Genomic DNA, 13,519 nt, shown 5'->3' with positions numbered 1-13,519 from the left:
AGAGGGTCCATAACCAGGTCATGACTATCGTGCCCTCCCTATCCCTGATATCGGCCCTTGCCGGCGTGCTGCCGAATGGTGGGCTGCTGACCGCGGACGAAGACCTGGCGCGCTACAGCCGCGACTGGTCGGGCGACCATTTCGGCCGCCCGCTGGCGGTGACGCGTCCGGCTTCGGTCGAGGAGATGTCGGCGCTGATGCGGTTCTGCCATGCCGAGCGCATCCGGGTCGTGCCTCAAGGCGGCCTGACCGGACTCGTCGGTGCCGCGGTGGCTGCCGATGGCGGCGAGATCGTCATCTCGCTGGAACGCATGAACAAGATCCGCTCGATCAGCCCGATCGACTTCGCCATGGTGGTCGAGGCCGGCTGCATCCTCGATCACGCCAAGCGCGCGGCGGAAGAGAACGACTGCCTGCTGCCGATCACCTTCGGCGCGCAGGGAAGCTGCCGCATCGGCGGCAATGTCGCCACCAATGCCGGCGGCTTCAACGTGCTGCGCTACGGCATGACGCGCGACCTTGTGCTTGGGCTGGAAGTGGTGCTGGCCGATGGCCGCGTCTGGAACGGGCTGAAAGTGCTGCGCAAGGACAATCGCGGCTACGACCTCAAGCAGATCTTCATTGGCTCGGAAGGCACACTCGGCATCGTCACCGCTGCGGCGCTGAAGCTTTTCCCCAAGCCGACGCAGATCGAAACCGCCCTGGTCGGCCTGCGCTCCGTCGAGGATGCGATGGCGCTCTATGCCCGCGCCCGGCGCGACTGCAGCGACCTGCTCACCGCCTTCGAGCTGATCCTGCGCGGCGGCATCGAGATCACCATGCGCGAGGGCAAGGATTTTGCCGACCCGCTCGACAAGCCCTACCCCGCCTATGTGCTGATCGAGGTTTCCTCCGGCGGGCTGATCGACCTCTCGGCCATGCTGCTAGGGTTTCTCGGCGGCGCCGCCGATATCGTCGAGGACGGCCTCGTCGCATCGACGCGGGCGCAAGGCGAGCGCCTGTGGCTCTACCGCGAGATCATGGTCGAGCGGCAGGGACGCGGTGGCCGCTACCTGCGCACCGACGTTTCGGTGCCAATCTCAAAACTCGCCGATTTCGTCACTGACTCACTGGCCGCGCTGGAGCAGGCGCGCCCGGACGCGCTGGCCGTCACCTATGGCCATGTCGGCGACGGCAACATCCATCTCAATGTCGTGCCGCCGGAAGGCATGGGCGTGGAAGCGATCGAGCATCTGTTCGAGCAGGCTGAAGCCGAGATCTTTGCCGTCGTCGACCGCTATGGCGGCTCGATCAGCGCAGAGCACGGCATCGGCCGGGTCAAGCAGAAGGCGTTCCTCGAACGCATCGATCCGGTGACGCTCGACCTCGCTGCGGGCATCAAGGACGCGTTCGATCCCAGCCACATCCTCAGCAACGGCCGCATTCTGGCGTCCACATCCGCCGTCGACTATAGGTGAGCGATGATGCTGAAACTCGACAAAGTCAATCGTGGTCCACACCTCTCCACTCTGGTGGCGAGTTCCATCTCGCGCGAGATCGCGCAAGGGCGCTTGAAGCCCGGCGACCAGCTGCCGACCGAGCAGGCGCTGGCGACCACTTTCGGGGTGAGCCGCAACGTCGTGCGCGAGGCGATCGCGCGGCTGCGCTCGGAGGGCCGCATCTGGTCGCAGCAGGGACGCGGCGCCTTCGTGGTGGAGACCACTAACCCGACGGTGCTGACCATCGATTATGAGGCGCTGCAGCGCGCCGATTCCTTCCGCAACCTGTTCGAACTGCGCGGCATCCTCGAAGTGCAAGCCGCCGCCCTTGCCGCCAAGCGGCGCTCGGAGGCCGATCTCGCCGCGATGAGCGCCGCACTGGCCGGCATGCGCGCCGCTCCCTATGGCAGCGTCGCCTGGCTGCGCAGCGACCTCGAATTCCACCGCACCGTCGCCGAGGCGACGCGCAACTCCTACATGGGCCAGTTCCTGGTCTTCGTGTCCGAACGCGTGCGCGAAAGCATCCTCGCCGCGGGCAACCAGCAGAAGTCCGACGACATGGCCCGCATCACGCTCGGCGAACACGAGCGCATCATGACCGCCATCCGCGCCGGCGACGCCGAGGGCGCGCAAGCGGCGATGCGGGACCACCTGGCCGGGGCGGCGCTGCGGGTTGGGTTGCATGATGGTGAGGCAGTCGCTGAACCGTTATCGCCGGCGCAGGAGGTGCCGTCTCCGGCGCGGCACTCGCGGTTGAGGAAGGCTGTGCGGGGGCGGGCGGGAGGATAGCGGTTTCCTCGGCGCTGTTTCGTCCGAATTTTTCGGCTGGTCGCCGGTTCGCTCTCACGGCAGAGTGTGAACATGTGCAACCTCTACAACGTCACCACATCGCAAGAGGGCCATCCGCCAATAGACCCGGACTATGCGGGACATCCTGGGCAACCTTGAGCCGTCCATTGACATCTATCCCAACCAATCCGGAGCGGTGGTGCGCAATGCACCGGACGGGCAGCGGGAGCTGGCCAACCTTCTGTGGGGCATGCCGACACCCGTTGAGCGGATAAGGGCAAGGCCGATTACGGCACCACAACATACGCAATCCACAGTACGGCCATTGGCAACAGTATGTCGGTGTAGAGAACCGCTGTGCGGTGCCGGTGACGAGCTTTGCCGAGCCCAGCCCGACACAGGCGACAAGGACCCTGAGACGGGCATCCAGCGGAACTACTGGTTCGCGCTCAATGAGGACCGCCCTCTGTTCTTCTTCGCTGGCCTCTGGACGCCGTGGCAGGGGGTGCGCAAGGTCAAGAACGGCCCGGCGACTTCGAGATTTATGGCTTCATGACGACAGCGCCCAACGTCTTTGTCAAGCCGATCCACGAGAAGGCCATGCCGGTGCTCCTGAGAACCCAAGGGGAGACCGAGACTTGGTTGACTGCGCCTTGGCCGGAAGTGACGCGGCTACAGCGCACTGCCCCGGATGATGCCCTTGTGATTGTCGAGAAGCCGGCCACGCAGATCACGTTTGCGCAGCAGGCTCCGGCGCAAGGGTCTCTGTTGTAGGCGCGAGCATTATCCAGGACCTAAATTCAAACTGCCGCAGGGTGTCGTCCGAACATGGTGTTACCGAATCGACCGAATCTGTGACCGTGCTCATGCCTGTAAAGTGGCGTGCCTTCGCGCCGTCACAGATGAAATCGGTGCTCCCTGGCACGGCTCAGACCGCATCGCTCTTTCGCACCATGACCAATCCCGGCACCCCGAGGATAGTTTCAATTGGCTACGATCCAACTCCGCCTGTGCTGGGGTGATCGCTTGCGATTGGCGGGGATAAATCGGCCCTGCCCCATCATGTAGTTGGTGGCCCGACCAGCGAGACGCCGTTGAGACCAGCGACAATATCCGACAGCGCCGGCACGAACTTCTCGCCGTGGCCCGTGGTGACCGCGGTGGCGAAGCCGTTGCGCACCGCCGCACCGATCGGGTTGGCGATGCCAGCAGCCTCGGCGAAGGAAGCGAGATAGGTCATGTCCTTGAGCGCATTGGCGATGGCGAAACGCTGGGCGTTTTCGTTGCGGTTGAGGACGAAATCGAAGAAAGCCTGGTAGAAGCCGCAATCCATGCGGCTGCCTGAGATGACGCTGTTGAAGACCTGCGGCGTCAGCCCAGCCTTGGCGCCCAGCGTCAGCGCCTCGGAATAGATCGCCGAATAGCCCATCGAAACGAAATTGTTGAGCAGCTTCATGGTGTGGCCGCTGCCGGTCGGCCCGGTGTGGACGACCCTCGCAGCGAACCCTTCGAGCACCGGCCGCGCGCGGGCGACTGCCTCGGCCGGGCCGCCGACCATGACGTCGAGCTTGCCTTCGGCGGCTTCCTTCGGCGTGCGCGCCAGCGGCGCATCGATCAGCGTCACGCCAAGTGCTGTGAGTTCGGCGGCCAACGCTGTCGTCGAGGACGGATTGGAGGTCGAGCAGTCGATGATCAGCAGCGGGCTGGCGGCCGCGGCAAGGCCATCGGGGCCCTTGACCAGCATTTCCACCTCGCGCGAGCCGGTGACGCACAGGATGACGATGTCGCAGGCGGCAGCGAGTTCGCGCGGGGTTGCGACCTCACTGGCGCCGGCCGCGATCAGCCGATCGGCGGCGGTGCGGCTGCGGTGAACGCAGACGGTCAGCGGCCAGCCCTCGCGCAGCAGATTGTCGGCCATGCCGGCGCCCATGCTGCCCAGGCCGATGAAGCCGATGTGTTCTTTCATGCAAACCTCCCATGACCCACTCCGGCGAGCTCAACTTTCGTCACCTTGCGGCGCGCACTTGTCGATGCGATGCTTTGAAGAAGAATCGCCCTTCGAACAAGAAACAACCTTTGCCGAAGACTCGGACCGGAGCCCGCGCGATGGCGGAAGCCATGGTTTTTGATGCCATACCGCAGGCGCCCAACCTGCGAACCGGGCTCGTCAACACGCTGATCGCGCAGATCGAATCCGGCGATCTCGCACCCGGCCAACGGCTGCCGACTGAACAGGAGATCGTCGCCGCCACCGGTGTGAGCCGCACCGTGGTGCGCGAGGCGCTGGCCGCGTTGCGCGCCCGCGGGCTGATCACCACGCGCCAGGGCCTGGGGGCTTTCGTTGCCAAGGATCCGCCGCCACGGACTTTTTCGATCCTGCCCGACGATCTCGAGTCGATCGACGAGGTGCTGCGTGTGCTGGAATTGCGCATCGGCATCGAGGTCGAGGCGACCGGTCTTGCGGCCGAGCGGCGCAGCGACACGGCGCTGGCGCAGATGGGCGCGCGGCTCGATGCGCTGGAGGCGGCGGTGCGGGCCGGCGGCTCGGGCTCGGAAGAGGATTTCGGATTCCACCGCGCCATTCTCGCTGCAACGCAGAACCCTAATTTCACCCGGCTGTTCGACACGTTCGGTAGCGCCATGATCCCGCGCCAGTGGACACGGCTCGACCGGATGACCGAGGCCGAGCGGGAGAAATATCTCGACCGCATGCAGCGCGAGCATCGCGCCATTCTCACCGCAATCGAAGCCAGGGAAGTCAATGCGGCGCGGCGCGCCATGCGCAACCATTTGACCAAGAGCTATGCCCGCTTCGAGGCTTTGCACGACAAAGCTGTTCACGACTAAAGGGCCAGCCACGACTGAGGGATTGCCGCTCATCCGGCGACTCCGCCGAGATAGAGTTCGCGCATCAGTGACATGTCGCGCAATTCGGTGATCGGCCCTGAGACGACTATGCGGCCGTTCTGCATGAGATAACCGCGCGCTGCGACGGCGAGCGCCAGGCCGGCATTCTGCTCGACCAGCAGCACCGAGGCTCCGAAACGCGCCCCGATATCCAAAATGATCGCCTTGATCTCCTTGACCAGCAGCGGCGACAGGCCAAGCGATGGTTCATCCAGCAGCAGCACGCGCGGCCGCGTCATCAGCCCGCGTGCGATGGCCAGCATCTGCTGCTGGCCGCCACTCAGCGAGCCACCCTTGTCGCGCCGCTTGGTGGCCAGGATCGGGAAGAAGGCGAGCATGGTTGCGAAATCGGCCTCCACGGCAGCCTCGTCGCGGCGGGCATAGGCGCCAAGCCGCAAATTCTCCTCAACCGTCATGTCGACGAAGACCTTGCGCCCTTCCGGGACCAGAACGACGCCGCGCCTGGCCATGGCATCAGCGGCAAGCCCGGTCACTTCGGCGCCGTCAAAAGCGATGCTGCCAGAGCGGGGTTTGATCAGCCCGGCAATCCCCCTGAGCAGCGTCGACTTGCCGGCGCCGTTGGGGCCGAGGATGGTGACGATCTCGCCCTCGCCCAATGTCAACGAGACGCCGCGGTTGACGATCGTCGGCCCATAGCCGGTGACGACATCCGTGACGGCGAGCAGGCTCACAGATCGCCTCCGAGATAAACTTCCAGAACCTTGGGATCGGCAAGCACGGCTTCGGTCGGCCCGTCGGCAATCTTGGAGCCGAAATCGAGCACGGCGAGGCGCCGGCACAGCATCTGCATTAGCTTCATGTCGTGGTCGATGACGCAGACCGTGATGCCATGGCCCGGCAACTGGCGAACAAGGCCGACAAGGGCAGAGGTTTCTCGGTCGTTGAGGCCGGCGGCCGGCTCGTCGAGCAGAAGCAGCGACGGCCGCGTGGCGAGTGCCAGCGCCAGGCCAAGCAGGCGCAGGCTGCCAAAGGGCAGAACGCCGGCCTTTTCGCCGCCGAGCGCACTTAACCCGACGAAATCGAGCAGCGCTTGCGGCGTCGGCCAGGGATTGGGGGTGCCCGCTGCCCGCCTATGCTCGCCGGCGATCTGCACATTTTCCAGCACGCCAAGCCCGGCAAAGGCCATGGCCTGCTGGAAGGTGTAGCCGATGCCCGCCCGCGATATGGCGTGCGGTGCCAGACCGGTGATCTCGCGCCCGCGAAACAGCACCGCGCCGCCGCTTGGCTTGTGGACGCCGGTGACGACGTTGAACAGTGTGGTCTTGCCGGATCCGTTCGGGCCGACGACGCCGAGGATTTCGCCTTCTTCGATGGCGAGGTCGACGCCGGCAAGGGCCCTGACGCCGCCGAACTGTTTGCTGAGGCCGCTGATCGCCAGGATCGGGCTCATTGCCGTGCCTCCAAGGGGGCGGCATCGCGCTCCGCCTCCTGTTTCGGCTTGCCCGAAAATGCCACGCGCAGCGCCCGCACGATGCCGCCGATCAGGCCATCGGGCAAAAGCATGATCACCGCGATCAGGCAGGCGCCGTAGACGATGCGCGACTGCACCGGGTCGAGGTTGAGCACTTCCGGCAGGAAGGCAACGAGGATGCCGCCGGCGAGCGGCCCCTCGATCAGCCTTGCGCCCCCGATCATGACCATCAGCGCGAGGTAGATGCTGGGGAAAGACGAGAATTGCGAGGGCGAGATGTGGCCGAGGAAATAGGCCAGCAGCACGCCGGAAATACCGGCAAAGACCCCGCTGACGACGAAGGCGCCGATCTTGTGGCGGCCGACATTGATGCCGAGCGAGGCGGCCAGCTCTTCGTTTTCGCGGATGGCGCGCAGCGTGCGGCCATAGGAGGAATGGATGATCGCCCAACTCGCCACCGCCGCTGCCGTGACGAAAGCCACCACCATCAGATAGTAGCGCGTCAGATCGCTCATGTCGGCGCCGAACAGGGTGACCGGACCGGCGATGTCGAGCCCCGTGGCCGCGCCGGTATTGTCGCCGCCATTGGTGAGCACGATGGCGAGCAGTTGGCCGAAGGCGAAGGTCATGATGACGAAGTGATGGCCGCCGACACGCAGCGAGGGAATGCCGACGATCATGGCGAAGACGGCACTTGCCAGGGCGGCCACCGGCAGTGCAGTCCAGAAGCCGACGCCGAAGTCCCGCGCGAGGATCGCCGCCGCGTAGGCGCCGACGCCGACCAGGGCGGCATGCCCCATCGACAGGATGCCGGCCTGGCCGAACAGGACCGACAGGCCGTAAAGCGCGATGACGTTGGTGCCGGCCGAGATCGCCAGCGACAGGAAGCGGTTCGAGGGCGAAAACAGCGGCACCAGCGCGATCAGTGCCAGGATGACGAGCACCGGCAGCAGCGACCGCAGCGGTTTTAAGCCGGCACTCATGACGCCATCCGGGGGCCGCTGGTGCCGCCGAACAGGCCGTGCGGGCGCACGATCAGCACCAGGATCATCAGAACGAAGGAATAGGCGTCGGTCCATTGCGAGAAGCCGTAGCCGGCGCTGAAGCCTTCGACGATGCCAAGGATGAGGCCGGCGGCGACGGCGCCATAGATGTTGCCAAGCCCGCCGATCAGGGCCACGGCGAAGCCTTTCATCACCATCGTGCCGCCGGTGAACGGCGTGATGGGGAAGAGAGCGATCAGCAGCGCGCCGCCGAGACCGGCCAGCGCACTGCCGAGCACGAAGACGCCGGTGATGTAGCGGCGCACCGGAATGCCCATCAACGCCGCCGTGTCGCGATCCTCGACGCTGGCGCGCAGCGCGCGGCCATAGCGGCTGGCGGTGATCATGCGGAAGCTCAGCGCCACCACGGCAATGGTGATCAGAATGACCATGACGCGGACCGATGCGATGCGCACGCCGCCGACCTCCCACACCGTGGTCAGCGGGCGCGGAATGCTCTTCTGGTTGGGGTTCCAGAACAGCACGACCACATGCTGCAGCACGACGATGAGGCCGAGCGAAACGATGAAGCCGTTGGTCGGCCGCTCCAGCGTGAAGCGGAACAAGCCGCGCTCGAGGATATAGCCCATCAGCCCGACCGCCAGGATCGCCAGCACCACAGCAATGGGGAAACCGAGGCCGGCGCTGACGGCGAGCCAGGTGACGATGCCGCCGATCATCAGGAATTCGCCATGGGCGAAATTGATGATGCCGGTCAGCCCGAAGATCAGCGTCACGCCGATAGCGATGAGCGTGATGACGCTGGCGATGGAAAGGCCGTTGAGGATTTGCTGGATGAAAATATCCACGGCGATCGAGACCTGTCTTGCAAAAGGAAGAGTTGGCGGCTGATGCCGCCAACCCTGGGATTAGGGGCTTAGCTCTTCGGCGCTTCGGCCGGCGGCTGCTGCATGGCGCAGGAGATGGCCCCGCCAGGTGCAGCGGCGCAGACTTCCGTTGCATGGGTGACCTGATGCGTCGGATTGAACGTCAGATCATCCGAGACCACGCCCAGGTGGTGCAGGCTGAGCAGCGCCTCGACCGTCTTGTCCGAATCGAAGCTGTCGGCCTTCTGCCAGGCTTCGACGAGGAAGTGCACATAGTCATGGTAGAGCAGCGACACCGACGAGGTCACGCCATGCGGCGCGCCGGCGGCGAAATAGGCGTCGAAATAGGCTTTGGCCTTCGGGTTGGACGACTCGCCCCAGCACACCGGCACGCAGCTCATCGCCACCGGCACATCGGCCGACAGCTGCTTTTCCTTCCAGATGCCGGGGTCGACGCCGAACAGGAAGTAGCTTTTCGCGGCCCCGAGTTCCAGCGCCTGCGGCAGCGCCGTCAGCGTTGAATCGCCATTGTACCAGAAGTGGATGATGTCAGGATTGAGGCTCTTGGCCCGGGTCAGGAAGGGCGAGAAGTCGGTCGTGTCCGGCGGATAGAAGATGATGTCCGGCACATCCTGCCCTTCGGCCTTCAGCGCCTTGTAGTAGTAGGACGACAGGAACTGGCCGGTGGCATCGTTGCCGACGATCATCACCGACTTCTTCGGCTTGAACCCGAGCAGCGGCTCGAGCAGGGAGAGCACGCCGCGCGCGGTCGATCCCGAGCGTTGGAACTCCTGCGGCTCGGACTGGAAGAGATAGTGGTCCTCGCCGCCCGGCTTGACGCTATCGGGGTTGAGGATTTTCGCCAACGTCGAGTTGCCGGCGAAATGGATGATCTTGGCCGGCTGGGTGATCTTGGCCATGGCCAGCGTGAAGTCATGCGTTTCCGAGCCGAAGATCGCCTGCACCTTGACGTCGCGCACCAGCTCCTGGGTGGCGGCGATCGCGGTGGCGATATCGGTGCGGTCGTCGCGCTTGACCATTTCGAGCTTGTAGGTCTTGCCGCCGACTTTGAAGCCGCCGGCATCGTTGATCTGCTTGACGGCAAGGCCGACGCCCGCCGGCAAGGTATGTCCGGCGGACACGAACGAGCCCGATTCCGCCGCGACGACGCCGATCTTCACGATGTTGTCCTCGGCAAGCGCCGGATGAGCAAGCGCGCCAAGGCACAAAGCCGTCGACGCGGCCAGTTTAAGCACGGTTTTCAATTTGAGATCCTCCCGACTCCAAATCATTGCAGTCTTACCGGGTTGTCATACAACCCTGTAATCTGGTAAATCTTACGGACGGGGATGTCAATCGCATTGCCATGCGATAGAGGCTCCCCGAAAATCAGAATCGCAGAGCCGGAATTGCCGGCGCAGCCGCAGTCAGGAACAGCGAGATGCAATCACGGAAATTCGGCCGCACCGGCAGATCAGTCAGCGAAATCGGTTTTGGCTCATGGGCGATCGGTGCCGCCTGGGGCGAGGTCAATGACGACGATGCGGTGGCCGCTCTACATGCAGCTCTCGATGCCGGCGTCGCGTTCATCGACACCGCGGACGTCTACGGCGACGGCCGCTCCGAAAAACTCATCGCCAAGGTGATGAAGGAGCGCGGCGGCGAACGGCCGTTCATCGCCACCAAGGCCGGAAAGCGGTTGCCGTCACAGACGGTCGAGGGCTTCAGCCAGGAGAACCTGACCGGCTGGATCGACCGCAGCCTCAAATATCTCGAGGCCGACACGCTCGATCTCGTGCAGCTACATTGCCCACTGACCGACCTCTACTATCACCCGGAGGTTTTCGAGCGCCTCGACCGGCTCGTCGAGCAAGGCAAGATCCGCAATTACGGCGTCAGCGTCGAGCGAGTCGAAGAGGCGCTGAAGGCGATGCAATATCCCGGCGTCGTCAGCGTGCAGATCATCTTCAACGCCTTCCGCCAGCGCCCGGCGGAACTGTTTTTCGCTGAGGCGAAAAAAAACGATGTGGCCATCATCGCCCGCGTGCCGCTGGCCAGCGGCTTGCTGTCGGGCAAGTTCAAGACCGACACCAAATTCGAGACCACCGACCATCGCCTGTTCAACCGCAACGGCGAAGCCTTCGATGTCGGCGAGACGTTTTCGGGCGTGCCCTATGAGGTTGGGCTCGCGGCGGTCGAGAAAATCCGGCCGCTGGTTTCGGGCGACGCGACGATGGCGAAATTCGCGCTGCGCTGGATCCTGATGTTCGACGCGGTGAGCGTGGTCATTCCCGGCGCCCGCAACCCGGCGCAGGCGCGTTCCAATGCCGAAGCGGCGGTGCTTGCACCATTGTCCGATGATCTTATGGGCAAGGTGAAGGAAATATATGACCAGGACATCAGACCCTACGTGCACCAGCGCTGGTGATCGTCGACGACATCGAGCCGGCCCGCCCTTCCATCTGCCTCCGACGCCTCCCGCCACAGTCGCGACAAGCCACGGTAGACTTAATCTAACCCCACGGCAGTCGGTCGGCGCACTGGCGGGCGGCTCGCCGAAACCAATAGGTGCCCGGAGTCATGACCGGAGCGGGACGGTTGGGCCGAGCCTTGACCGAACGCATCTATTGCGTCGGTGCCGTTATGGCCTCGCGTGATTGCGAGATAGTGATGGCACTGAGTGCAGCTTGCTACTTTATTATGCCAATCTTCCTGCGATCGATGGTCACGAAAACGGCGCAAACCAGAACCGTTCCCTCGACGATATTCTGGAGATACGGATCGACACCGCCATATTCATTCCGTTCGACAAAAGCGTGATTATCAGAACGCCCAGCATGGTGCCGACAACACTCCCGACACCTCCGGTCAACGGTTCCACCGACCACCACCGCGGCAATGACGTCCAACTCCAGCCCCTCCCCGAGTTGAGCGGTGGCGGCCACGGCGCGCGCGCCTTGCAGCAGGCCGGCAATGCCACACAGGGCCCCGAGAAGCACATACATATAGGAATTTCACGCGTGCGACCTGAACGCCCGTTAAAATGGCGACGCGTTCCCCACCGCCTATGGCGCCACGTTCGGCCAGGCGGCCGATGATGGTCTCATCCAGACTTTCGGCTGCTAGCACATAACTGGATGCCCGGCGCTCGATTCCGCATTCTGCCAGGCCGCGATGGATGTGCTTGATGATATCGCCGCGCTCACCGAGTCCGCGCAGCGTCGCTTCGGCGTTCTCCGAAATGACCCATTGGCCGGGGCCGACCTGATCGGCAAGGCCAAGGGTTTCGAGTTTGTGAAGCCGCCCGACTTTCATCGCATGGAATTGGCCTGGCTGGCGGTCGGGACGCGGCGCCATGTCGATGACACCGGTGCGATAGCCGTCGCGCAACCTGGCGGTCGAGATTGGTCCAGCGTTCCGCTTCGCGGCCCCAGCTCCTGCGTGATGAGGTCCTGCGCCCGGTCGCGCATTCCTTGACTGATGTAGTTGCGGGAGGTGACGAGGTCCTGGCCATCGCCCATCTCCACCGAATCCCGTCGTCATCCTTTATGACCTGGTCCAGTACCCATCGAATTTGATTTCGTGGATCCACTCATCGCCTTGGGGCGGGGCGTCGACCAGTTCGGGCCCCATCGGCTTAATGAACTTCAGACGCATCAACTCACTCGCAAAATCCCGATTCATTTATTAGTTTTAGCTAAAATGGTTCCAAAATCGCAAACGGCAGGTGCGAGGCAACAAAGTCAGGCGCGCCACGTTGCCCGCGAAACGAGGCAGCGATGACGAAGTATCAGGTGGAGGAGATCGAAGGTGACACGGTGGTGTCACCGGGCATCGTCGTGGAGCATGCCGCCGTGTACGAATACAGTTTCGTCGGGCCTGATGAGCGTCCAAAACCCCGCAGAATGGACGAAGCTGTCGGACCTTGGCCAGCCTAATCCTGGTGTGTTGCATGGCGGCGAGCCCGCTAGCAATGGCGTGGATCAATTCTACACGTACGCGATCTGAGGCCAGTGAGTCGACATGCGCGATTTGCGCCAGGTCTTCTGGCATGAACGGGCTGGCCATGAACCGCTAGAGCCGGAGCCAGAGGCGAAGGTGATCGAATTTCCGAAGCGGAAATGATAATTTTCGCGAGCGCATGGCCGGCTCACAAAGGGATGGGCAGCTGACGAACACGCCGCAATTCCGCCTACCCGGCATTGAGCGTCACTCTGGAAGACCAACGTCGTGATGCACTATGGCCATCGGCCTGCAATTACGAATCCCACTTGATCAAACGATTTCGGTGGTCTTATAAACGTCGACGTTACCCTTGCTCTCTGGGGAGGCATACGATGGATAACGTGGTCCCGCTCCGCAGTGTTGTGGCCTGTGTCGAGTTGGCGGAAGCTTGTGGCGAATGGGTCGTCCGCATCACCGAACAAGACCAAGAACTTACCCGAGCATTTGACCTGGAAAAATACGCCCTGTCCTATGCGGAGGGCCAGCGGATACGGCTAGGATTGCCTACGATCACCCGGGTGTGAGCCCTTCACTGGGCCCTTCGGGCCGTTGGCCGCTTCGATGATCCTCAAAGCTTCTTCTGCGGTAATCCCGCACAGGCGAGCATAGTAGGCGGCTTCCGTTTGCACCTCGTCATCCAACGGTAGTGCAATAATCGCCTGTATTGCTTTGTGCTTCGCCTTCTTGCTCATGTCACGAATCATACCACAAAAGAGGCGTGACGTAGCCCTCCTCGCCCTTCAGGAACCGCACGCGACCGACCAGACCGGGGCCACTTGTCCAAAAAGTTGACGGCCGCGAGTGGTCTCCGCCGCCCTCATCCGACAAACGTAAGCGAAGGTTCGCTTCCCGCCCGTTATTTGGGTCACACGCAGCCACTTTTCTTCTTGGTGCCTCAATGTGACCGGCCGGCCGACGTGTGCTTCTGCCGCTTTGAATGGCGCCTGGGCCATGACCACCTGCGAAGACACAACAGACCCGCCGGCCATCATCTCAACTCGATACTCAAACATTCACGCCCTCGCGATTGTTACCAAC

The 13,519-nt window shown here is 63.5% G+C and carries 14 protein-coding genes and 2 pseudogenes; 6 read left to right on the top strand and 10 right to left on the bottom strand.

What is annotated here, in order from left to right:
- Window positions 1-20: 20 nt before the first annotated feature.
- The 3 genes from FJ936_RS28285 (at window position 21) to FJ936_RS31010 (ending at window position 3,041) form a co-directional block, all read left to right on the top strand.
- The gene (locus FJ936_RS28285) at window positions 21-1,457 is read left to right on the top strand and encodes an FAD-binding oxidoreductase (RefSeq protein WP_141907281.1); all 1,437 of its coding nucleotides are present in this window, start codon (window positions 21-23) and stop codon (window positions 1,455-1,457) included.
- A gap of 6 nt (window positions 1,458-1,463) precedes the next feature.
- Window positions 1,464-2,267, top strand: a complete 804-nt coding sequence (locus FJ936_RS28280; RefSeq protein WP_246680566.1) for a FadR/GntR family transcriptional regulator — start codon at window positions 1,464-1,466, stop codon at window positions 2,265-2,267.
- 552 nt (window positions 2,268-2,819) lie between these two features.
- Complete coding sequence (locus FJ936_RS31010) at window positions 2,820-3,041, top strand: hypothetical protein (protein WP_246680565.1); 222 nt, start codon at window positions 2,820-2,822, stop codon at window positions 3,039-3,041.
- A 286-nt stretch (window positions 3,042-3,327) separates the two neighbouring features.
- Here FJ936_RS31010 and FJ936_RS28270 read toward each other — a convergent pair whose 3' ends face one another.
- A complete protein-coding gene (locus FJ936_RS28270; protein WP_141907279.1) occupies window positions 3,328-4,233 on the bottom strand; it encodes an NAD(P)-dependent oxidoreductase in 906 nt (301 codons plus the stop codon).
- A 140-nt stretch (window positions 4,234-4,373) separates the two neighbouring features.
- Between FJ936_RS28270 and FJ936_RS28265 the strand changes: the two genes are divergently transcribed.
- Window positions 4,374-5,114 (top strand): FadR/GntR family transcriptional regulator, encoded by a 741-nt coding sequence (locus FJ936_RS28265; protein ID WP_141907278.1) that lies wholly within the window; start codon window positions 4,374-4,376, stop codon window positions 5,112-5,114.
- Between the two features lie 29 nt (window positions 5,115-5,143).
- Here the strand turns inward: FJ936_RS28265 and FJ936_RS28260 are convergent, their stop codons facing one another.
- From FJ936_RS28260 to FJ936_RS28240, 5 genes are all read right to left on the bottom strand, one after another.
- On the bottom strand, window positions 5,144-5,866 hold the full coding sequence (locus FJ936_RS28260; protein ID WP_141907277.1) for an ABC transporter ATP-binding protein: 723 nt from the start codon (window positions 5,864-5,866) through the stop codon (window positions 5,144-5,146).
- Window positions 5,863-6,585: an ABC transporter ATP-binding protein gene (locus tag FJ936_RS28255; RefSeq protein ID WP_141907276.1), complete on the bottom strand. Its 723-nt coding sequence runs from the start codon at window positions 6,583-6,585 to the stop codon at window positions 5,863-5,865. Before FJ936_RS28255 ends, FJ936_RS28260 begins: the two co-directional genes overlap by 4 nt.
- Window positions 6,582-7,589 carry a branched-chain amino acid ABC transporter permease gene (locus tag FJ936_RS28250; protein ID WP_141907275.1) on the bottom strand — a complete coding sequence of 336 codons (1,008 nt, stop codon included), beginning with the start codon at window positions 7,587-7,589 and terminating at the stop codon, window positions 6,582-6,584. Before FJ936_RS28250 ends, FJ936_RS28255 begins: the two co-directional genes overlap by 4 nt.
- Window positions 7,586-8,458 (bottom strand): branched-chain amino acid ABC transporter permease, encoded by an 873-nt coding sequence (locus FJ936_RS28245; protein ID WP_019856603.1) that lies wholly within the window; start codon window positions 8,456-8,458, stop codon window positions 7,586-7,588. The genes FJ936_RS28250 and FJ936_RS28245 overlap by 4 nt, the downstream gene beginning before the upstream one ends.
- A gap of 68 nt (window positions 8,459-8,526) precedes the next feature.
- A complete protein-coding gene (locus FJ936_RS28240) occupies window positions 8,527-9,732 on the bottom strand; it encodes an ABC transporter substrate-binding protein (protein ID WP_246680575.1) in 1,206 nt (401 codons plus the stop codon).
- 185 nt (window positions 9,733-9,917) lie between these two features.
- On the opposite strand from FJ936_RS28240, the gene FJ936_RS28235 reads away from it, so the two are divergent.
- Window positions 9,918-10,904, top strand: a complete 987-nt coding sequence (locus FJ936_RS28235; RefSeq protein WP_141907273.1) for an aldo/keto reductase — start codon at window positions 9,918-9,920, stop codon at window positions 10,902-10,904.
- 262 nt (window positions 10,905-11,166) lie between these two features.
- Here FJ936_RS28235 and FJ936_RS28230 read toward each other — a convergent pair whose 3' ends face one another.
- The 3 genes and pseudogenes from FJ936_RS28230 to FJ936_RS31005 all read right to left on the bottom strand — a co-directional run.
- A complete protein-coding gene (locus tag FJ936_RS28230; protein WP_141907272.1) occupies window positions 11,167-11,481 on the bottom strand; it encodes an ABC transporter permease in 315 nt (104 codons plus the stop codon).
- A gap of 67 nt (window positions 11,482-11,548) precedes the next feature.
- Window positions 11,549-11,991 (bottom strand): annotated as a pseudogene (locus FJ936_RS28225) (DUF3363 domain-containing protein); the annotation flags it as partial.
- 11 nt (window positions 11,992-12,002) lie between these two features.
- Window positions 12,003-12,133, bottom strand: a pseudogene (locus FJ936_RS31005) (ATP-dependent DNA ligase); the annotation flags it as partial.
- Window positions 12,134-12,255: 122 nt separating this feature from the next.
- Here FJ936_RS31005 and FJ936_RS30645 point away from each other — a divergent pair.
- Window positions 12,256-12,414 carry a hypothetical protein gene (locus tag FJ936_RS30645; RefSeq protein WP_181763183.1) on the top strand — a complete coding sequence of 53 codons (159 nt, stop codon included), beginning with the start codon at window positions 12,256-12,258 and terminating at the stop codon, window positions 12,412-12,414.
- 561 nt (window positions 12,415-12,975) lie between these two features.
- Here FJ936_RS30645 and FJ936_RS28205 read toward each other — a convergent pair.
- Entirely contained in the window at window positions 12,976-13,173 is a 198-nt protein-coding gene (locus FJ936_RS28205; RefSeq protein WP_246680564.1) for a hypothetical protein, read from the bottom strand.
- Between the last annotated feature and the right edge of the window lie 346 nt (window positions 13,174-13,519).

The sequence above is a fragment of the Mesorhizobium sp. B2-4-13 genome (genome assembly GCF_006658535.1).
Classification (GTDB): Bacteria; Pseudomonadota; Alphaproteobacteria; order Rhizobiales; family Rhizobiaceae; genus Mesorhizobium; species Mesorhizobium australicum.
Note: the sequence above shows the minus strand (reverse complement) of the source record. Positions and strands in the feature narration are given on the sequence as shown.

Excerpts from the sequence above, each read along its gene's own strand:
- FJ936_RS28285 (WP_141907281.1), top strand. The coding sequence starts at position 21 with ATGACTATCGTGCCCTCCCTATCCCTGATATCGGCCCTTGCCGGCGTG.
- FJ936_RS28280 (WP_246680566.1), top strand. The coding sequence starts at position 1,464 with ATGCTGAAACTCGACAAAGTCAATCGTGGTCCACACCTCTCCACTCTG.
- FJ936_RS31010 (WP_246680565.1), top strand. The coding sequence starts at position 2,820 with ATGACGACAGCGCCCAACGTCTTTGTCAAGCCGATCCACGAGAAGGCC.
- FJ936_RS28270 (WP_141907279.1), bottom strand. The coding sequence starts at position 4,233 with ATGAAAGAACACATCGGCTTCATCGGCCTGGGCAGCATGGGCGCCGGC.
- FJ936_RS28265 (WP_141907278.1), top strand. The coding sequence starts at position 4,374 with ATGGCGGAAGCCATGGTTTTTGATGCCATACCGCAGGCGCCCAACCTG.
- FJ936_RS28255 (WP_141907276.1), bottom strand. The coding sequence starts at position 6,585 with ATGAGCCCGATCCTGGCGATCAGCGGCCTCAGCAAACAGTTCGGCGGC.
- FJ936_RS28250 (WP_141907275.1), bottom strand. The coding sequence starts at position 7,589 with ATGAGTGCCGGCTTAAAACCGCTGCGGTCGCTGCTGCCGGTGCTCGTC.
- FJ936_RS28235 (WP_141907273.1), top strand. The coding sequence starts at position 9,918 with ATGCAATCACGGAAATTCGGCCGCACCGGCAGATCAGTCAGCGAAATC.
- FJ936_RS28230 (WP_141907272.1), bottom strand. The coding sequence starts at position 11,481 with ATGTATGTGCTTCTCGGGGCCCTGTGTGGCATTGCCGGCCTGCTGCAA.
- FJ936_RS30645 (WP_181763183.1), top strand. The coding sequence starts at position 12,256 with ATGACGAAGTATCAGGTGGAGGAGATCGAAGGTGACACGGTGGTGTCA.
- FJ936_RS28205 (WP_246680564.1), bottom strand. The coding sequence starts at position 13,173 with ATGAGCAAGAAGGCGAAGCACAAAGCAATACAGGCGATTATTGCACTA.